This window comes from Xanthomonas sp. WCS2018Noco2-27, assembly GCF_031843525.1.
Classification (GTDB): domain Bacteria; phylum Pseudomonadota; class Gammaproteobacteria; order Xanthomonadales; family Xanthomonadaceae; genus Xanthomonas.
This window is the reverse complement of record NZ_JAVTIK010000015.1, coordinates 60097-80981: the sequence shown is the minus strand read 5'-3', so window position 1 is coordinate 80981 and position 20885 is coordinate 60097. Positions and strand designations below refer to the sequence as shown.

The following is a 20885-nucleotide window of genomic DNA, read 5'->3' as shown; positions in this document are numbered from 1 at the left end:
GTCATGGTACCGGGAAGCAGACAGAGCGGGGTGATGCGCGCAAACGCTGTTGCCGCATCGGAGCGTACGGCATGAGCGCTTGGCCGATGGGACGCACTCGCGCAAGCGTGCGTGCGTTGGCGCTGATGTGTCTGGTGCTGTTGGGGGCTGTGCTACTACCGGCGGCACCGGTACAGGCCGAAGATGGCTACGAACTATGGTTGCGCTACCAGACCGTGCGCGACGCCTCGCAGTTGCAGGCAAGCGCACGGACCTTGGTGGTTGCCGGCGATTCGCCCACCCTGCATGCGGCGCGCGATGAGCTGGCGCGCGGCGTACAGGGCTTGCTCGGCCACGCATTGCAGAGCGCTACCACGGTGACCGCCGATGGCGCACTCTTGCTGGGCGCCGCCAACGCACCGCAAATCGCCGCATTGCAGCTGAAAACCGGCGATCTGGGCCGTGAGGGGTATCTGATCCAGACGGTGCGTGTGGATGGGCATCGCGCCACCGCCATCGTCGGCGGCAGCGATGTCGGTGCGTTGTATGGCGCCTTTCATTTCCTGCGCCTGCTGCAGACCGGCCAACCGATCACCGCGCTGAACGTGCGCGAATCGCCGCGCTTGCAGCTGCGCATGCTCAATCATTGGGACAACCTGGATGGCGTGGTGGAACGCGGCTATGCCGGTGCATCGTTGTGGAACTGGCAGACCCTGCCCGGCTACCTGGACCCGCGTTATACCGACTATGCGCGCGCCAACGCATCGCTGGGCATCAACGGAACCGTGCTCAACAACGTCAATGCCAAAGCCTGGAGCCTGACCCCGCAGTATCTGGACAAGGCCGCGGCGCTGGCCACGGTGTTTCGTCCGTACGGTATCCGCGTGTTTCTCAGCGCGCGCTTCAGTGCGCCGATCGAGATTGGCGGCCTGCGCACCGCCGACCCGCTGGACCCGCAGGTGCAGCAGTGGTGGCGGACCAAGGCCGACGAGATCTACGCACGCATTCCGGATTTTGGCGGGTTTCTGGTCAAGGCCAACTCCGAAGGCCAGCCCGGACCGCAGGATTACGGGCGCTCCCATGCCGATGGCGCAAACCTGTTGGCCGACGCGCTGGCGCCGCACGGCGGCGTGGTGATGTGGCGCGCGTTCGTCTATTCGCACGAGCAGCCGGACGACCGCGCCAAGCAGGCGTATAGCGAGTTTGTCCCGCTCGACGGCGCCTTCCGCGACAACGTGATCGTGCAGGTCAAAAATGGCGCGATCGACTTTCAACCGCGCGAGCCGTTTCATCCGTTGTTCGGCGCGATGCGCAAGACACCGCTGATGCCGGAGTTTCAGATCACCAAGGAGTATCTGGGCTTTTCCACCCATCTGGCATATCTGGGCACGCTGTTTGCCGAGACCCTGCAGGCCGATACATATGCGCGCGGCAAGGGCTCGACCGTGGCAAAAACGGTGGACGGCACGCTGTTCAACGCTGGCAAGCGTCCGCGCCTCACCGGCATTGCCGGCGTGGCCAATATCGGGGCGGATCGCAACTGGAGCGGCTCGGTGTTCGATCAGGCCAACTGGTACGCCTACGGGCGGCTGGCGTGGGATCCGGCGTTATCGCCAGAGGCCATCGCGCAGGACTGGGTGCGCATGACCCTGTCCAACGATCCTGCGGTGGTAACGCCGGTGGTCGGCATGATGCTGCGCTCGCGCGAGGCGGTGGTGGATTACATGACCCCGCTCGGGCTGCACCACCTGATGGGGCGCGGCCATCACTACGGGCCGGCGCCGTGGGATGCGGGCAGCGAGCGACCGGATTGGGACCCGGTGTATTACCACCGCGCCGACCGCAACGGCATTGGCTTCGATCGCAGCGCCAGCGGCAGCAACGCGGTGGCGCAATACGCCGCCCCGGTGGCGCGTGTGTTCGGCGATGTGCAGCGCGTACCCGAGCAGTCCCTGCTGTGGTTCCACCACGTGCCGTGGGACCTGCGCATGGCCTCCGGGCGGCCGCTGTGGGATGAGCTGGTGTGGCATTACGACCATGGCGTGGACGAAGTGCGTGCGATGCGTGCGACCTGGCAAGGCCTGGCAGGCAAGATCGATGCGCCGCGCTACCAGCAGGTGGGCAATTTTTTAGCCATCCAGCAGAACGAGGCGCAGTGGTGGCGCGATGCCAGCATTGCCTATTTTCAGAGCGTCTCCGGGCGCGCATTGCCGGCCGGCGTGGTACCGCCTGCGCATCCGCTGGCGTATTACCAGGCATTGAAATTTCCCTACGCACCAGGAAATCCGAAATGAGCGCGCGCGTGATGACGACCCTGGCGGTGCTGCTGTCTGCGGCGATGCTGTCCAACGCTGCGCAAGCTGCCGATGCACCATTGCTGCATGCGCTCTTTCAAGATCATGTGGTGTTGCAGCGCGATGCACCGATCAAGGTCTGGGGCGATGCGGCGCCCGGCGCACGCGTCACCGTGCAGCTGGATGCGCAGCAGGTGCAGGCACGCGCCGACCGTGATGGCCATTGGCAGGTGCGCCTGCCTGCACACCCGGCCGGTGGTCCGTACCGCTTGCAGGCGAGCACGCCCAACGGCGCGACGCAGCAGGTGAGTGATGTATTGATTGGCGATGTGTGGCTGTGTTCGGGCCAATCCAACATGGAATTGCAGGTACATCGCTCGCTGGATGCGCGCAGCGAAATTGCCGATGCCGATCACCCCAGCATCCGCATGTTCAAGGTGCCGGCGCAATCCAGCCCCACGCCACAGACACGCTTCGGTGACAACGCGGCGTGGCAACTCACCACGCCGGAAACGGTGAAGGACTTTTCTGCGGCGTGTTACTACTTCGCACGCGAATTGCAGAAGACCGTCGCGGTGCCGATGGGCTTGATCAACGCCTCGTGGGGCGGCTCGCAGATGCAGGCCTGGATCGGCGACAAGGCATTGCGCGCGGCAGGCGACGATGGTCCCGCGTTAGACGTGCTGGCGCGTTACGCCACCAGCCCGACCGATGCCGCGCCGCGCTGGGGCACGTTGTGGGAAACCTGGTGGCGTGCGCATGGCGACGGCACGCCATGGCAGCCGGATGCGCCGGGCGCGTGGCAACCCGCACCTGCGGCGCTGGGCGCATGGGACGACTGGGGCGTGCCGCAGCTGGTCGGCTTCAACGGCATGGTCTGGTACCGCACCAGCATTGAGCTGACCGCAGCGCAGGCCGCGCAGGAAGCGACCCTGTTGCTGGGGCCGGTGGACGAGCTGGACCAAACCTGGGTCAATGGCACGGGCGTAGGCAGCAGCTACGGCGCCGATCAGCCGCGCCGTTACACGCTGCCGCGCGGCCACCTGCATGCCGGGCGCAACAGCATCGTGCTCAACGTGCTCAACACCTATCGCCGTGGTGGATTGCTGGGCGATGCGTCATCGCGTGCACTGCAGTTTGCCGATGGCAGCACGTTGCCGCTGGATGCGCCCTGGCAGTACCAGATCGTGTCGCCGCAACTGGGCACACCGCCACGCGCGCCGTGGTCGTCGGCGGCCGGGCTGACCACCTTGTACAACGGCATGATCGCTCCGCTCGGCCAGCTCGGGCTGCGTGGCGTGCTGTGGTACCAGGGCGAATCCAATGCCGGCGACGCGGTGCATTACCCGGCGCTGCTGCAGGCGTGGCAGCGCGACTGGCGTGCACGCTTCGGTGCGCAGCTGCCGCTGCTGGTTGTGCAGCTGGCCAATTACGGCCCGCCGCCCACCCAACCGGTGGAAAGCGGTTGGGCGCAGTTGCGCGAGGCGCAGCGCCGCTTCGTCGCCGACGATGCGCATGCCGGCCTGGCGGTGGCCATCGACATCGGCGACCGCTACGACATCCACCCAGCCAACAAGCAGGAACTGGGGCGGCGCCTGGCGCGTGCAGCGCGGCATGTGGTGTATGGCGAGGCGATTGCGCCATCCGGCCCGGTATCGCGCAGCGCACGGCGCGATGGCGACAGTATCCGCATCGCTTTCGACGACGTTGATGCTGCGTTGTTGAGTTATGGCAACGACGCACCGATCGGCTTTGAAGTCTGCGCCGCGGCAGCCAACAGTTGCCGCTACACCAGCGCCACGCTGCAGGGCCGCGAGGTCAGCCTGCGCATTCCTTCCGGCATTACCGCGACGCGCGTGCGCTACTGCTGGGCCGACAGCCCGGTGTGCACGCTGTACGACCGCAGCGGCCTGCCCGCCGGCCCGTTCGAACTCCCCATCACTACCGCCTCTTCCCCATGAGCGAGACCACGATGTCACAGACCCCCGACTCCCCTGCTCCGCTGCAAGGCTCGGCCCGCGATCGCGAGATCGTCGAGGCGCGCGTCATCGTCACCTGCCCGGGCCGCAACTTCGTCACCTTGAAGATCCGCACCCGCTCGGGCATCACCGGGCTGGGCGATGCCACGCTCAATGGCCGCGAACTGGCGGTGGCGGCGTATCTGCAAGAACACCTGGTGCCCAACCTGATCGGCCGCGACGCCGGCCGCATCGAAGACATCTGGCAGTTCTTCTATCGCGGCGCGTATTGGCGCCGTGGCCCGGTGACGATGAGCGCGATTGCCGCGGTGGACGTGGCGCTGTGGGACATCCTGGGCAAGATGGCCGGCATGCCGCTATACCAGCTGCTTGGGGGGCGCTCGCGCGAAGGTGCGTTGGTCTATGGCCACGCCAACGGCCGCGATATCGCCGAAACCAGCGACGAAGTGGGCCGCTTCCGCGAGATGGGCTTTATCGCCATCCGCGCGCAATGCGGCGTGCCAGGCATCAAGAAGACCTATGGCATTTCCAGCGGCGGCAAGCCCTACGAGCCGGCCGAGAGCGAACTGCCCACCGAAACCGTGTGGTCCACGCCGCGCTATCTCGGCGTGGTGCCGAAACTGTTCGAGCAACTGCGCAACGATCACGGCGATGAAATCGAATTGCTGCACGATGCGCATCACCGGCTCACCCCGATCGAAGCCGCGCGCCTGGGCCGCGATCTGGAGCCATACCGGCTGTTCTGGCTGGAAGATGCCACGCCGGCGGAAAACCAGCGCGCGTTCGAGATCATTCGCCAGCACACGGTGACGCCGCTGGCGGTGGGCGAGGTGTTCAATTCAATTTGGGACTGCAAGCACCTGATCGAGCAGCAACTGATCGACTACATCCGCACCACGATTGTCCACGCCGGCGGCATCACCCATGTGCGGCGGCTGGCGGATCTTGCCGCCCTGCATCAGGTACGTACCGGCTTCCACGGCGCCACCGATCTGTCGCCGGTGTGCATGGGCGCGGCGTTGCACTTTGACACCTGGGTGCCCAACTTCGGCATCCAGGAATACATGTTCCATTCCGACGAAGCCAATGCGGTGTTCCCGCACGACTACGTGTTCCGCGACGGGCGGCTGCATTGCGGCGAAACCCCAGGGCATGGCGTGGACATCGACGAAGAACTCGCTGCCAAGTATCCCTATGTGCCCAAGCAGTTGCCGATTGCACGCCTGGAAGACGGCGCGATGTGGGACTGGTGATGCGCCTGTTGCCGGCAGCGCTGAGCTTGCTGATGGCAGCGCTTGCGCCTGGTGTGGCGCATGCGCAGGCGCAGGCCAGCGCCACTATCACTGCCGATGTCGCCTTCGATTGGTTCGATTATCGCGGCGACGATGCGGTGTTCGCCACGCCGCTGGCAGCTGGCCAGTACCGCAACCCGATCCTGGCCGGCTTCTATCCGGACCCCAGCATCACCCGCGTGGGCGAGCGCTATTACCTGATCAATTCCACGTTTGCGTATTTTCCGGCGATTCCGGTGTTCGAGAGCCGCGATCTGGTGCACTGGACGCAGATCGGCAATGTGGTCGAACGTGCCGACCAGCTCGACTACGACGGCCTGGGCGTATCGCGCGGCATGTTCGCCGCCAGCATTCGGCATCACGACGGGCGCTTCTACGTGGTGGGCACGTCGGTGGACAGCGGCGGCAATTTCATCGCCAGCGCCGAGCATGCATCCGGCCCCTGGTCGGCGCTCACATGGCTGCCGAGCATCGATGGCATCGACCCGTCGTTGTTCTTCGACACCGACGGCAGCGCGTATTTGCTCAACAACGGCCCACCACAAGGCACACCGTTGTACGAAGGCCACCGCGCGATCTGGATGCAGCGCTTCGACATCGCCACCAATCAGCCCACCGGCCCGCGCAAGGTGCTGCTCAACGGCGGCGTAGACCTGGCCAGCAAGCCGATCTGGATCGAAGGCCCGCACCTGTATCAACGCGACGGCTGGTACTACCTGTCGTGCGCCGAAGGCGGCACCGGGCCGCAACATTCGCAGGTGGTGCTGCGCAGCCGCAACGTATGGGGGCCGTATGCGCCCTCGCCGCACAATCCCATCCTCACCCAGCGCGACCTGCCGGCCGAGCGTGCGCATCCGATCAGCAATGCCGGTCATGCCGATTTTGTCGAAGCACCCGACGGACAATGGTGGGCGGTGTTTCTGGCCAGCCGGCCGTACTCCGGCGAGCGCTACAACACCGGGCGCGAAACGTTCTTGTTGCCGGTGCAGTGGCGCGATGGCTGGCCGTCGATCCTGCCCGCCGGCACACCGATTCCTTCCATCGCCAACGCACCTGCAGGGGCAAAGTCGCCTGTCGACCAGGCGCCGCTGTCGGGCAACTTCACCTGGCACGACGACTTCACTGCCGCCACCTTGCAGCGCGAATGGCTCAGCTTGCGCGTACCCAAACGCGCGGTGGCCGATACACAGGCACGCGTCGGTTGGTTGACCCTGCATGCGACCGCGCAAGGCCTGGAGGGCAGCGGCACGCCCGCGTTTGTTGCGCGTCGCCAGCAACACACGCGCTTTCATGCCAGCACCGCGTTGGCGGTGCCCACGCAGGCCGGCGTGCAGGCCGGGCTGGCCGCGTTCCAGAACGCCAACGCGTGGTATGCGCTGGGCGTGCGCCGCGACGGCGCTGCACTGGAAGTGTTTGTCGACAAGCGCGACGGCGCCACCACCACCACGCTGGCGCGTACCCGCATCCCGGCCACCACCACGCAGCTGCGTCTGCAGATCAGTGGCGATGGTGGCGCGTACAGCTTCGACTACGACGCCACCGGCGCCGGCTGGCAATCGCTGCGCCGCAACGACGACGCCGGCATGCTCAGCACCGCACGGGCCGGCGGCTTCGTCGGCAGCATGATCGGGCCCTTCGCCCGGTTGGATTTGGAACAGGACCGCACCAAGGAGGACTGACCATGCTTTCGCACTCTGCCCGTTTCACCACCGGCCCGCGCCGCGCCCTGGCCGCCGGCCTGCTGCTGGCGATTGCCGTCACCAGCGGCACCGCACAGGCGGCCATACCGCCGCCGTATCTGGACACCCAACTGCCGTTCGAGACGCGCGCCGCCGACCTGGTGTCGCGCATGACGCTGGACGAAAAGGCCGCGCAGATGCAGAACGCCGCGCCGGCCATCCCGCGCCTGCAGGTGCCCGCCTACGATTGGTGGAACGAAGCGCTGCACGGCGTGGCGCGCGCCGGTGGCGCCACGGTGTTTCCGCAGGCGATCGGGCTGGCAGCCACCTTCGACACCCCGCTGATGGCCGAGGTCGCCACCGCGATCAGCGACGAAGCGCGCGCCAAACATCACGCCTTTCTGGCGCGCGGCGAACACAAGCGCTACCAAGGGCTCACGTTCTGGTCGCCCAACATCAATATCTTCCGCGACCCACGCTGGGGCCGCGGCCAGGAAACCTACGGCGAAGACCCGTTTCTCACCGCGCGCATGGGCGTGACTTTCGTGCAAGGCCTGCAGGCGCAGCAGGGCGCGTATCGCAAGCTCGATGCCACCGCCAAGCACTACGCAGTGCATAGCGGCCCGGAAGCCGACCGCCACCACTTCGATGTGCATCCCAGCGAACGCGATCTGTATGAAACCTACCTGCCGGCCTTTCAGGCCTTGGTGCAGGAAGGCCATGTGGCCGCGGTGATGGGCGCCTATAACCGCGTCAACGGCGAGTCCGCCTCGGCCAGCACGCGGCTGGAAGGCATCCTGCGCAACGACTGGGGCTTCGATGGCTATATCGTCAGCGACTGCGCGGCGATCCGCGACATCTGGCAGAACCACAAGATCGTGCCCACGCCAGAGGCTGCTGCCGCATTGGGCGTCAAACACGGCACCGACCTGGATTGCGGCGACACCTATGCGGCATTGCCCAAGGCAGTGCGCGCCGGGTTGATCGACGAAGCCACCATCGATACCTCGCTCAAGCGCTTGATGATCACGCGCATGCGCTTGGGGATGTTCGACCCACCGGCCAAGGTGCCCTGGGCGCAGATTCCCGCATCGGCCAATCAATCGCCGCAGCACGATGCACTGGCACGCCGCACCGCGCGCGAATCGCTGGTACTGCTGAAAAACAATGGCCTGCTGCCGCTCAAATCCACGCTCAAACGCATCGCCGTGGTCGGCCCCACCGCCGATGACCCGATGTCGCTGCTGGGCAATTACTACGGCACGCCTGCCGCGCCGGTCACCATCCTGCAGGGTATTCGCCATGCGGCGCCACAGGCGCAGGTGGTGTATGCGCGCGGCAGCGATCTGGTGGAAGGACGCGAAGACCCCAATGCCGCCGCGCCAATCGACGCACGCTATCTGCGTCCAGCCGCCGATGCCAAACAAAACGGATTGACCGGTGAATACTTCAAGGGACGCAGCTTGGCCGGGCAACCGGTGCTGACCCGCATCGACCCGCGTATTGCGTTCCGCTGGGACCGCAATGCGCCGACCGACGATGCGCTGGGCCGTGGCGAACTGCAGCCCGGGCAGGCCTTGGAGAAAGACGATTTCAGCGTGCGTTGGCACGGCCAGCTGTTGCCGCCGGTCACCGGCGATTACGAACTGCAGATCGCCGCCGATGATGGCGTGCGGCTATCGCTGGATGGCAAGTTGCTGATCGACCAGTGGAGCGATGCACCGCGCATGCGCAGCGGCAACGCCAGCGTGCACCTGGAAGCAGGCAAGGCCTACGACCTGCGCGTGGAGTATTACGAAGCCACCCGCGATGCCGGGGTGCGTCTGGCCTGGCGCATGCCCGGCGCCAAGCCACCGTTGCAGGAAGCCGTAGACGCAGCGCGCAATGCGGAGGTGGTGGTCTTCGTCGGCGGGCTCACTGGCGATGTCGAAGGCGAAGAGATGGACGTCAACTACCCCGGCTTTGCCGGTGGCGACCGCACCGACACGCGCCTGCCCAAACCGCAACGTGACTTACTGCAGGCATTGCAGGCCACCGGCACCCCGGTGGTGATGGTGCTGACCACCGGCTCGGCACTGGCCATCGATTGGGCGCAGCAGCACATCCCCGCAATTCTGCTGGCCTGGTATCCCGGCCAGCGCGGCGGCAGCGCGGTGGGCGATGTGTTGTTTGGTCAAGCCAATCCCGGCGGTCGCCTGCCGATCACGTTCTACAAGGAAAACGAGCGCTTGCCGGCCTTCGATGATTACGCCATGCGCGGCCGCACCTATCGCTATTTCAACGGCACACCGCTGTACCCGTTCGGCCATGGCCTGTCGTACACGCAATTTGCGTATTCGAACCTGCGCCTGGATCGCAACACCGTCGCAGCCGATGGCACGCTACGCGCCAGCATGACCCTGAAAAACACCGGTCAACGTGCGGGCGACGAAGTGGTGCAGCTCTACCTGCACCCACTCGCACCGCAACGCGAACGTGCCGGCAAGGAGCTGCGTGGCTTCCAGCGCATCACCCTGCAACCGGGCGAACACCGCGAGGTGAGCTTCACCATCACCCCACAGACCGACCTGCGTATCTACGACGAGCAGCGCAAGTCGTACGCCGTGGATCCGGGCGCGTATGAAGTGCAGATTGGTGCCTCCAGCAGCGACATCCGCGCCAAAAAAGCCTTCAATATCGACAAAAAGTAATGCATTCGCCCCTCTCCCACCGGGAGAGGGGTTGGGGTGAGGGTACGGCCCCAAGCACCCTCTCCAGGCAACACTTTTCGCAGAAACCCATATGCCAACGTCACGCTTGTCACGCAGTACACTCGCCGCCCTGCCACCCACCGTGATCACGCCCGGCTACGACACTGCAGCCACCACCATCGGTATCGTGCATCTGGGCGCCGGCGCTTTTTTTCGCGCGCATCAGGCGGTCTACATCGATGACCTGCTTGCCACCGACCCAAGTTGGGCGATCAGCGCCGTCTCGCTGCACAGCCCGCAGGTGCGCGACGCCCTGCGTCCGCAGGATGGTCTCTACACACTCGCCCTGCTCGACGAGACGCCGCAGCTGCGCGTCATCGGCTCCATTTGCGAAGTGCTATGCGCTGCAGACGAACACGCCGCCGTGCTCGCACGCCTCGCCGACCCAGCGGTGCGCCTGGTCACGCTCACCATCACAGAGAAAGGCTACTGCCTGGCCGGCGACACGTTGGATCTGAGCCACCCCGACATCGTGCACGACATCGCCAGCCCCGCCACACCCTGCAGCGCCATCGGCTATCTGGTGGCCGGCCTGCAGCAGCGCATGCAGCGCGGCATCGCACCGTTCACCGCATTGAGTTGCGACAACCTGGCAGACAACGGCAGCCTGCTGCGTCGCGCGGTGGTGACGCTTGCAGGCCAGCACGATCCCACGCTTGCGGCCTGGATCGACCAGCACGTCAGCTTTCCGCGCTCGATGGTCGACAGCATCACGCCTGCCACCGACGATGCGGTGCGCCAGCAGGTACAAGCACAACTCGGTCAGTCCGACGCGTGGCCTATCCAGCGCGAGCGTTACACCCAGTGGGTTGTCGAAGATCGCTTTTGCAATGGACGTCCTGCGCTGGAGCGCGCCGGTGTCGTGCTGAGCGACGACATCGCCGGTTACGCGCGCGCCAAGCTGCGCCTGCTCAATGCACCTCACTCCGCACTGGCCTACCTGGGCAGTCTGCTGGGGCGCGACACCGTGGCCGACGCCATGCGTCAGCCGCCACTGGCAGCTTTTGTGGAAGCACTGATGCGCGAGGACATCGCCCCCACCCTGCAGCCTATGCCGGGCTTCGACGCGCAGCGCTACAGCGATGCCATCCTTGCGCGGTTCCGCAATCCCGCCATTCGCCATCTATTGGCACAGATCGCCTGGGACGGCTCGCAAAAACTTCCCGTGCGGCTGCTCTCTACGATCAGCGACGCGCTCGCTGCAGACCAACCGATCGATCGCCTCTGCCTGCCGCTGGCCGCGTGGCTGCAGTTCGTTCGCAGGCAGGCGCACACCGGTATCGCGCTGATCGATCCCTTGAGCGAGGTGCTCAGCGCGCTGGGACGCGACGCAACCGGCGATGCCGGCCATGACATCGCCTTGTTTCTCAAGCTGGATTCCGTGTTCGCACCGTTGTCTGCAGATGTGCGGTTTTCTTCAGCGCTGACTACCGCATATGCAGCGCTGGGTGCCGCGACACCGCACGCCGTGGAGAAAGCGCTTGTCGCGATGCGTATTGCCTAGCGGATGCGCTGGGTGCCATTTCGGCCAGCGATAAGTCGGCCGTGGATTTGAAAGCGCTGCTTTGAAAGCGCTGCGATGCGCAATGCGCCACGGCCTGACGCGATGGCAGATCAGCGGGCATGCAATCTGACGCGGCACCAGCGTCAGCATTGCCGTCGAGCGCTGTCGACGGGAGTCGAATCCGCTGCTCCAGCGTCGTCAGCCCCTGCCCGGTTACCCGGCTGCAATGACCTGACCAATCCGCAGCAGATTGCCGCTCTCATCCACAATCGCAAACTCGCGCATCCCCCAAGGCTTGTCGCCCACCGGGTCGATCCGCGGAATGCCGCGCTGCGGAAGTGCCGCTGACTGCATCGCCGCGTAGATCTCATCCACATCACCCACCCGCAGATAGCACCCCGCATAACAAGCGGCCGGGTCGAGATCCGTATGCGCAAAGAAATGCAGCTCCACCGCGCCACGCCGCATAATCGCGTATCCCGCATCATGCGGATGCGCATCGCCCTCAAACCCGAGCTGCCGATAGAACGCCAGCGTCTGCGCAATCGAGCGGCTGGGCAGGATTGGGATGGTTTGGTCAACTACGTTGCTCTGGGTGCTCATCGTGGACTCCTGCCTGCAGATGATCGGCGTTCAAACGCCAGTGGTGGCTTTAACTTACTGCGACCTGACGCCTGGATTCTGAAAGACGTATCAGTACCAGCGCAAGTAGCGCCAGGAAGCTCAACTCCCACACATAGAACGCCACACCGATGTGATCGATCAGCACCTCGTGCCCGGCTTCGTTCTTTGCAAACTTCGTGGCACGAAAGGTGTCCAGCCCGATGAGGCAAGCCGACAGCATCAAAGCCGACGCCATCCGGTACAGCTTGAGGAAATAGCACAGCAAGGCGATGAAAAACAGCGGATTGCTCATCCAGGCAATGCATTGACCGTCGAAGACCTGCATCCAGCCGAACAGCAGGATGACCAGACCGCCGATGTAATCTCCGCCCCCATGCAGCACGGGAAGGCATAGCGCGACGAGGTAGAGAAGCGCCGACGACACGAGCAGGAATAGCTTCACACACGTCCCTATCTTGAAATGATGCACAGCTGCGGTGTTGTGCGGCAGCATCTGCGCTGGAAGATTGGCCTGCACTATATCAAGGCAGGTGATCTTGGATTTCGGACCGACACGTCCGCGATGAATCTGCGGCACGCCAGGCGAGACACATCACGTATGGGTTTCGGCGCTGCGTGTCGCTGTGACATGCTTGACCTCCGTGTTCACGACCACATGCGTTACCACCATAGACATGGCGATGCGCAAAAAGCAGGATCTGCCGGAGAAGGTCTGCATTCAATGCGGGCGGCCATTCCGTTGGCGCAAGAAGTGGGAGAAGGTCTGGGACGAGGTGAAGTACTGCTCGGATCGATGCCGCGGCGATAGCAAGCGGCACCGACCCGTCCCCTAGCGAAGCTGGCCTAGCGCTAGCGTCGTCGGCGAACAGGCAGGGTCGGTGCTCGGATCGGTATGCCGCATACGGCCGCTGAAGGTGCGCCGTGCCGTACCCGCCACTAATGCCAGATGAAGAATGCTGGCAACGTTTGCCGGCTGCTTGGCTTGATAAGGTCGCTGCTCTGTTGCGGCCAGGCGTCTGACGCTGACGCAGCGCAACCCGATGACGGGTATCCACTGACAACCGCTAACGCTTTGTTGCCGCCTTCTTCGTCGTACTCGACTTGCTTGCACGCTTGGTGCTGCTGCGCTTGCTGGTGACTGCCATATTGTCGACCAGGTTCGGATACGGCCGGCCAGCTGCCTTGGCGCGCTTTTTGGCTTTGGCTTTCTGGGTAGGAGACAGCGACGTTGAGGCCGACTTTTTGACCGGATTGGGCTTGGTCCAAGGCGCGGCCTGTTTCGTGCCGCTCGTCTTTGCACTACGCGCAGTACCACGTTTCTTTGCAGCGCCGTTGCGAGTGTCAGCCTTCTTGGTAGCCACCTTCTTGGCTGCTGTCTTCTTGGCTGCGGCTTTCTTGGCTGTGTTCTTGCTGGCTTTCCTTGCAACCTTCTTCACGACAGAATCCGCGTCGCTCTTTTTTCCAGCTGCTTTTTTACTTGCCGTCGTTTTAGTGGCGGCCTTCTTCGCTACGGCCTTCTTGCCGGTCTTTTTAGGTGCGCCTTTCTTGGCTGCGCTTGTCTTGGTCGCTGCCTTCTTGCCTGCGGCAGCGGTACCGCTGGTTCTCCGCTTCGATGGGGTGGCCGTCTTGGTGGTGGCTTGCGCGTCCAGCTGTCGCAACACCCGCTCTGCCCAGCGTTGCCCGGCATCGCCGCCCCACAATAGCCAGGCGATGTAGCCGGCCGAAGGTGCCTTGGCATCTGCCCACCCCTTGCCCTGCTTGTCCACGCTGTGACGTGCGAAGTAAGAATGCATGCGCCGTATCGTCTGTGCAGATAGCGACTTCTGCGCGGACAGATCGCGCGCCCGCGCCACACCAATCGCGGTGCCGCCACGCCCATGCTGCTCGCGTAGCTTCAGGCCGCGTGCGGCCGCCTGCGCGACATTCTTTGGCGGTGAGAGATCAACCGTGTGCGTCGTAGCGGTGCGCGCCATGCGAAGAGTCCTGACAGGAAGCGTGACCGGTAGTGTTCGCATCCGCGATGCAGCCTACGTGAAGACGTGCAGCGGTCGAGTATCGTTGGCCTGTCTGTGCTACATGCGCTGCAGCGACTGCCCGCGCAACGCCAATCAGCTAATCGCCGAAGAATGACGCGTACTCCCTGGTGCCATGCGTCGGTGCTGCGCGATGACCCAGCAGATCAGCCGAGGATTGCCGCAAGCCTGCGGTGCACCGCGTATGTCGTCGATTGAATGGCAGCCGCCTGAAGCGGCGACGCGAACCCGCGCTGCTGCATGCTCGTGAAAGGCTTGCCACGTCGAATTGCCCATCAAACCGCGATTGATCATCTATGGATCAGTCTGCTCGCAGCGAAGACGTGGCATCGTCGTGCCGATACACTCGATCACACGTTGTCATCGGAGGGAACATGCCTTGAAACTGTCAGCACTCGCCGTCATCACCGCCGTCGCGTTCGCCGCGCCGCTCCTTGCACTGCCGGTCGAGGACGCGCGTGCTGTAGAGCGGGCATCGCACGATCAGATAGTTGCAGGCGAGAGCTGGAAACAGATCCACGCCGACAGCACACCGCATGCACGTCACGAGAACAGCATGGTGGCCATCGGCGAGCGGTTGTATCTGATCGGCGGGCGCGACCAGCGGCCCTTGGATATCTTCGACACCCGAACGCGTCGCTGGTCGCAAGGCAGTGCGCCACCACTGATGGTGAGCCACGCGCAGGCAGTGGTGGTAGCGGGCAAGCTGTATTTTGTAGGCGGATTTACCGGCGATTACCCGGAGGAAGCCTCGCTGACCCACCTGCTGATCTACGATCCGCAGACCGACACCTGGCAGGTGGGGCCGGAAATCCCCGCGCACCGTCGGCGTGGCGCGTCAGGCGCAGTTGTGCATGAGGGCATGCTGTATCTGGTGGGCGGCAACACGCGCGGACACATGAGTGGCTATGTGCCGTGGCTGGACGCCTTCGACACCAAGACCCAGCAGTGGACGCAGCTGGCCGACGCCCCGCACGCACGCGACCATTTTCATGCGGCAGTGATCGACGGCAAGCTGTACGCCGCCGGTGGGCGCAGGTCTGCGCATGAAAGCGGCAACACCCTGGCGCAGACGATTCCGGAAGTGGACATTTACGATATTCAACGCGGCACATGGTCAGTCGCGCCGGCGGCCTTGCCGACACAGCGTGCGGGCACCGCCGCCATCGTGCGCAATGGCCAGCTGCTGATCATCGGTGGCGAGAGCATGCGTCAGGTCAAAGCGCATGACGAGGTAGAAGCCTACGACCCGGCTAAATCTACTTGGACAGCGCTGGCCGCACTCCCGCAAGGGCGTCACGGCACCCAGGCCGCAGCAGTCGGCGACGATCTCTACATCGTTGCAGGCAGCGGCAACCGGGGTGGTGGGCCGGAGTTGGATGATGTGTTGATGTTGGGTGACGCGGAAGCCATGCGCTAAGCAGCGTGGGCGACAGCCGAGTCGAATCGCAGGAGTGGCTTGAAGGAAAAGCGACGTGTCATGCAGGGCTACTTGTCATGCAGGGATATCGCTAACGCTCCATCGCGGCCAGGGCCGCTCCTACAAGAGCGGCGACTGGATGGGCCAAGGTTTGATCGCCCGATAGGTGCTACCGCGCAAACTGCAACCCCAGCGCCTTGACCCGTACGCGTGTCAGCATCGCGTGCGAGGTCATGTAGAGCGTGTGACCGTCGTTGCCGAAGGCGCAGTTGGAGATGGCTTCGCCGGTTTCGATACGGCCCAGGCGTTGGCCGGCCGGGTTGAAGACGATGACGCCGCCGGGGCCGGTGGCAAACAAGTGACCGTCGGCGGACACCGCCATGCCGTCCGGCAGTCCTGGCGAGTCCTTGCCCACCAGATCCGAGGCATCGGCGAACACACGCTTGCTGGTGACCGCGCCACGCGCGTCGAGCGCGTACGCCATCCAGATCGGCCGTTCCGGATCGGAATTGGAAACGTACAAGGTGCGCGCATCGGGCGAGAGCGCAATGCCATTGGGAAAGCTCAGGCTGTCGTCCAGCAGATGCACGCTGCCATCGGTGTCCAGCCGATAGACGCCGTTGAAACGCAGCTCCTTGACCGGCGAGTCGTTCAGATCCTTCAAGCCGTACGGCGGGTCGGTGAAGAACACCACGCCGTCAGTGCGACGGACCACATCGTTGGGGCTATTGAAACGTTTGCCATCGAAGCTGGTAGCCAGCGGTGTTTTCTTGCGTGTGGCCGGGTCGAGCCTGGCGACGATGCGGGTACCGGAGTCCGCGAGTAACACGGTGCCATCGGGCTCGGCATACAGCCCGTTGGCACCGGCTTCGCGTAGCGTGGCCTGCTCCGGGCCGACATAGCCCGAGGGCGACAGCAACACCGACAGGCCGGCCTCTTCGGACCAGCGATACAGCTTGTTTTCCGGCACATCGGTAAACAACAGATAGCCGCCATTGCGCACCCATGCCGGGCCTTCGGACCAGGTGAAGCCTTCGGTGAGCTTCTCGATCCGCGCGTCTGCAGCAACCACCTCGCCGAAGCTGCGATCGAACGTTTCCACATGCCCGATGGCTGGGAAGCGCGGCGGCGGCGGATCCTTCTTGGTGCAGGCAGCGACAATCGCCAACAACGGAACGGCCAACAACAGATAGGACGGCAAGCGCATCGGGAAGTCCGGAAATCCAGGTGAGTGCATCATGCCATCATGCGGCGGCAGGGTCCCTGCGCATGTTGGCGAACGCGACTATCGACCAGCACTCGCAGGCACCGCCAACACCGCATCCAGCGCCGGTTTTGGCTGGTGATTGCGGTCGAATAGCAGCGGGTAATTGGTGCGGCCTGGCACCGGGTAATCGTTCTTCCACGACATGCCGTCGCTGACGCCCCACACGCTCACGCGCGCAAGCTTGTCGCGCTTGCGCCAGAACAGTGCGAACAGCTCCGCGTAGCGGTCGCGCAATTGTGCCTGCACAGCAGGCGGCAGCCCATCGCGGTAGGGGTCCAGAAAGCGCTTGAACTCCGGTAGTTGGAACTGTTTGTGTGCCATCCCGGTGCCGATGACCTGGCCTTCCTTGGTGAGCGGCAGCACGTCCACATCGAGTTCGGTGATCATGACCTTGATGCCGAGTGCGGCGTAGGCGTCGATGGCGTCTTCGATATCGCGCAGGCTGGGATAGTCAAGCCCCCAGTGTCCTTGCATGCCGACACCGTCGATACGGATGCCGGATTGCTGCAGCATCTTGACCATGCGCACGATGCCGTCGCGCTTGGCCGGTCGCCATGCATTGAAATCGTTGTAGTAGAGCTCTGCATCCGGTGCATACCGCTGCGCAAAGGTAAACGCATTGCGCACCACGGTGTCGCCATCGCCCACGCGTTGTACCCAGTTGGTGGAACGGTAACTGCCGTCTTCGTCGATGATCTCGTTGACCACATCCCAGGCCTGCACCTTGCCGACGTAGCGCCCGGCCACGCCTGCGATGTGCGCGCGCATGCGCTCGATCTGCGCGGCCGAGCTGTTGGGCTTGCCCTGGGCATCCACAAAGAACCAGTCCGGGGTCTGGTTGTGCCAGACCAGCGTATGCCCCACCACAAACAGGTGATTGCGTTGCGCGTAGTCCGCGAACGCATCTGCAGCACGAAAGTCGAAGACGCCCGGGCGCGGCGCAACGACCTCGGCCTTCATCACGTTCTCCGGGGTGACCGCGTTGAAGTGGCAGGCCACCAATGCGGCGGCCGCGGCGTCCTTGCCGGAGACGATGTCGGCATTGACCGCAGTGCCGAGCAAAAACCCGTCGGCATACGCGTGCTTGAGCGATGTGGCGGCGGTGTCGCAACGCGCGGCTGCGGGCAGGGCGGCGATCGCGCTGATGCCCACAACGGTAATGCGCAACAGGGTTGCAAGAGTGGGCAGGTGCGTGTGCATGGCAGGTTCCAAGGTGAGGTGCTGCAGGCGACAGGTCATGCGCAATCCCATCATTGCGCCACGATCTGCGCCTGCGCGGCGTCCAGGCTGTCCGATTCGACATGCAGCGTGATGGTGCCGCGTGCGCCTGCCTTCGCCCGCACGATCGCCAGGCACAGCCCGTTAAAGGCGTTGCGTTGCGGCGAAGCGAACGACTCCAGATTGGTGGGGTCGCCGTTGTCGGTGGCGACCAGTTCGCCCGGGCCATCGATCCGAAACCGCAGGCGGTCGCCGGCGGTGGGCGCAGGCCGTCCGTCGCGATCCAGCAATTGCACGGTGACGAAGCTCAGATCCCGGCCGTCGCCGTCGATGCGGCTGCGGTCGGGCGTGATCTGCAGGCGCGCCGCGCGGCCGGCGGTCTGCACGCGGTCGCTGGCCCACGGCTTGCCGTCCTTGTAGGCCTGCACACGCAGCTCGCCGGGCTGGTACACCACATCGTCCCAGCGCAGCCGGTAGTGCAGCGCGCGCTTGCGCTTGCGCCCCTGCGAGACACCATTGACGAACAGCTCGGCCTCATCGCCAGAGGTAAACACATGCACCGGCGTCACCTGGCCCTCGCGGCCGGGCCAGCTCCAGTGAGGCAGCAGATGCGCCATGGGCAGCTGCGGGCGCCAGCGCGCCTGATACAACCAGTAGCGATCCTTGGGAAACCCCGCCAGATCGAAGATGCCCGAATACGCACTGCGCGAGCTGTAATACGGCGTGGGTTCGCCCAGATAGTCGAAGCCGGTCCAGACGAATTCGCCGGCGACATACGGGTGCCGGTCCAGCGCTGCAAACACCTTGTCGGCACTGGAGCCGAAGTCCACCGCATGCAGTTCGTAGGCGCTGACCTGATGCGCCACCGAGTCGCCGCCGCGCCCGTCGCGCACCGGCGCGCTGATGTCCGGGCTCACCGGAAACAGATACACGCCGCGGCTGCTCAGGGCCGATGCGGTTTCGCTGCTGACAATGGCCTTGTGCGGAAATGCGGTATGAAATGCCGGGTATTGCGGCGGTTTGCGGATGCGCTCGGTGCCTGCGAATTCGGGGGCATCGCGGATGCCCTCGCCCTGGTAGTTGAGGCTGATGACATCCAGCGCGGCCGGCAATGGCATGTCCGGCGAAGCGTAGTTCATCGCGACCGTGGCCGGCCGCGACGGATCTTCGTCATGCACGATGGCGTGCAGCGTGCGCGCGATGGCGGCGCCCTGTTGCCCGGTGTACTGCTCGCCGACTTCATTGCCGACACTCCACAGCATCACCGACGGATGGTTGCGGTCGCGTCGCAACATCGCGCGCAGATCCGGCTCATGCCATTGCCCAAATACCAGATGGAAATCCAGCGGCGTCTTCTTCATCTCCCAACTGTCGAACACCTCGTCCACCGCCAACAGGCCCATGCGATCGGTGAGTTCCAGCAGCTCCGGTGCGGGTGGGTTGTGGCTCATGCGGATGGCGTTGGCACCCATCTGTTGCAGCAACTGCAACTGCCGCTCGGCGGCGCGCACATTGAACGCGGCACCGAGCGCGCCGAGATCGTGATGGTTGTTCACCCCGCGAATCGGCACATGCTCGCCGTTGACCAGCAGGCCCTTGTCCGCATCGAACACGATGCTGCGGATGCCGAACGGGGTTTCGTAGCGATCCACCACCTGCCCCCGCTGGCGCACCTCGGTCACCGCCACGTAGCGATGCGGTTGCTGGGTCGGCGGTGGGCCCCACAGGCGTGGTGCGTCGATCTGCACGCTGCCCTGCACGCGGGTGCTACCGCCGGCAGGCACGGCAATCTGCGCTACGGGAATCTGCGCCACCGCATCGCCACTGCGTGTGCCCGTTGCCGCGTCGAGTACGTAGATGGCGGTGCTGACCTGCGCCTGCGCCGCAGTGCGCGCAGCATTATCCAGCGTCACGGCCAGCTGGATCTGTGCCGATGCCGCCGACACCTGGGGGGTGGTCAGCTGCGTGCCCCACTGCGCGATATGCAGCGGCGCGGTCTTGGTCAGCCACACATTGCGATACAGCCCGCCACCGGGATACCAGCGCGCCGAGTCGGGTGGATTGTCCAGACGGATCGCCAGCTGGTTGCGCGCGCCGGGAATCGCATACGGTGTCAGGTCCACACGCCAGGAGCTATAGCCGTAAGGCCAGCCGCCGACCAGCCTGCCGTTGAGCCAGACCGTGGCATAGGACATCGCGCCATCGAGATCGAGAAACAGCGAGCGACCGCGATCGCTGGCCGGAATGTCCAGGGTTTTGCGATACCAGCCGATGCCCCAACTCGGCAGACGCCCCATGCCGCCGTATGGACCATCGACCAGAAACGGCCCGGCGATGGCCCAGTCGTGTGGCAGATCCACGGTTTGCCAGCGGCTATCGTCGAACTGCGGCTGCACATACGCGACGTCGTTGCCGGGATTGCCGGGCGGGCGTCGATGCCGTTGCGCCGGGTCGGCGATCAGGGCGTTGGCGGTTGGCAGAATCCACGGCTTGAGCACGTCCTTGGCCGCTGCACGCAGCTGCTGCGCCTGATCCGGGCGCGCATCGGCCACCTTGCCGTCTTCGCTGCGGATCACCTGCGGGCGCGCGTCGTAATCGAGCACCACCCTATTACCCGGCGGGTCGTCACGCTGAAAGCGCCATTGCGCGTTGAGCGACACCCGCTCGCGCGGTGCGCTGGTTTGTGCGATGGCGTCGAGGGTGGGCAGTGCAAACCCGGCGCAGATCATGACGGTGCAGATCATGTTGGTGCAGCTAACGCGCATGGCATTGCGCCACGTTGCAGCGCGTGGCGACTGTCCGCTGGTCATGACCTCATCCCCCTGCATTGCGTATGACGCGACCTT

13 protein-coding genes and 1 pseudogene are annotated in these 20885 nt (G+C 64.6%); 8 read left to right on the top strand and 6 right to left on the bottom strand.

Annotated elements, in window-relative coordinates; translation table 11 throughout:
* The first annotated feature begins 86 nt into the window (after nt 1–86).
* From RQH86_RS19345 to RQH86_RS19320, 6 genes are all read left to right on the top strand, one after another.
* A complete protein-coding gene (locus tag RQH86_RS19345; RefSeq protein WP_311240333.1) occupies nt 87–2273 on the top strand; it encodes an alpha-glucuronidase family glycosyl hydrolase in 2187 nt (728 codons plus the stop codon).
* A complete protein-coding gene (locus RQH86_RS19340) occupies nt 2270–4234 on the top strand; it encodes a sialate O-acetylesterase (RefSeq protein ID WP_311240325.1) in 1965 nt (654 codons plus the stop codon). The genes RQH86_RS19345 and RQH86_RS19340 overlap by 4 nt, the downstream gene beginning before the upstream one ends.
* An 11-nt stretch (nt 4235–4245) precedes the next feature.
* Entirely contained in the window at nt 4246–5505 is a 1260-nt protein-coding gene (gene manD, locus RQH86_RS19335; RefSeq protein ID WP_311240324.1) for a D-mannonate dehydratase ManD, read from the top strand.
* A gap of 20 nt (nt 5506–5525) precedes the next feature.
* Nucleotides 5526–7223, top strand: a complete 1698-nt coding sequence (locus RQH86_RS19330; RefSeq protein ID WP_311240332.1) for a glycoside hydrolase family 43 protein — start codon at nt 5526–5528, stop codon at nt 7221–7223.
* 71 nt (nt 7224–7294) lie between these two features.
* Nucleotides 7295–9913, top strand: a complete 2619-nt coding sequence (locus RQH86_RS19325) for a glycoside hydrolase family 3 C-terminal domain-containing protein (protein WP_311240331.1) — start codon at nt 7295–7297, stop codon at nt 9911–9913.
* A 91-nt stretch (nt 9914–10004) separates the two neighbouring features.
* Nucleotides 10005–11477: a mannitol dehydrogenase family protein gene (locus tag RQH86_RS19320; RefSeq protein ID WP_311240323.1), complete on the top strand. Its 1473-nt coding sequence runs from the start codon at nt 10005–10007 to the stop codon at nt 11475–11477.
* A gap of 213 nt (nt 11478–11690) precedes the next feature.
* Here RQH86_RS19320 and RQH86_RS19315 read toward each other — a convergent pair whose 3' ends face one another.
* Both RQH86_RS19315 and RQH86_RS19310 read right to left on the bottom strand, forming a co-directional pair.
* Entirely contained in the window at nt 11691–12080 is a 390-nt protein-coding gene (locus RQH86_RS19315; protein WP_311240322.1) for a VOC family protein, read from the bottom strand.
* Between the two features lie 49 nt (nt 12081–12129).
* The gene (locus tag RQH86_RS19310; RefSeq protein ID WP_311240330.1) at nt 12130–12543 is read right to left on the bottom strand and encodes a hypothetical protein; all 414 of its coding nucleotides are present in this window, start codon (nt 12541–12543) and stop codon (nt 12130–12132) included.
* A gap of 232 nt (nt 12544–12775) precedes the next feature.
* Between RQH86_RS19310 and RQH86_RS19305 the strand changes: the two genes are divergently transcribed.
* On the top strand, nt 12776–12934 hold the full coding sequence (locus RQH86_RS19305; protein WP_311240321.1) for a DUF2256 domain-containing protein: 159 nt from the start codon (nt 12776–12778) through the stop codon (nt 12932–12934).
* Between the two features lie 231 nt (nt 12935–13165).
* Here the strand turns inward: RQH86_RS19305 and RQH86_RS19300 are convergent.
* Nucleotides 13166–13369, bottom strand: a pseudogene (locus tag RQH86_RS19300) (hypothetical protein); the annotation flags it as partial.
* A gap of 1252 nt (nt 13370–14621) precedes the next feature.
* Between RQH86_RS19300 and RQH86_RS19295 the strand changes: the two are divergent.
* On the top strand, nt 14622–15554 hold the full coding sequence (locus tag RQH86_RS19295; RefSeq protein ID WP_311240329.1) for a kelch repeat-containing protein: 933 nt from the start codon (nt 14622–14624) through the stop codon (nt 15552–15554).
* Nucleotides 15555–15723: 169 nt separating this feature from the next.
* On the opposite strand, the gene RQH86_RS19290 is transcribed toward RQH86_RS19295, so the two are convergent.
* From RQH86_RS19290 to galB, 3 genes are all read right to left on the bottom strand, one after another.
* The gene (locus RQH86_RS19290) at nt 15724–16761 is read right to left on the bottom strand and encodes an SMP-30/gluconolactonase/LRE family protein (protein ID WP_311240328.1); all 1038 of its coding nucleotides are present in this window, start codon (nt 16759–16761) and stop codon (nt 15724–15726) included.
* A gap of 78 nt (nt 16762–16839) precedes the next feature.
* Nucleotides 16840–18021, bottom strand: coding sequence for an endo-1,4-beta-xylanase (locus RQH86_RS19285; protein ID WP_311240320.1), 1182 nt, complete (start codon nt 18019–18021; stop codon nt 16840–16842).
* Nucleotides 18022–18071: 50 nt separating this feature from the next.
* Nucleotides 18072–20768 carry a beta-galactosidase GalB gene (gene galB / locus RQH86_RS19280; protein ID WP_311240327.1) on the bottom strand — a complete coding sequence of 899 codons (2697 nt, stop codon included), beginning with the start codon at nt 20766–20768 and terminating at the stop codon, nt 18072–18074.
* Between the last annotated feature and the right edge of the window lie 117 nt (nt 20769–20885).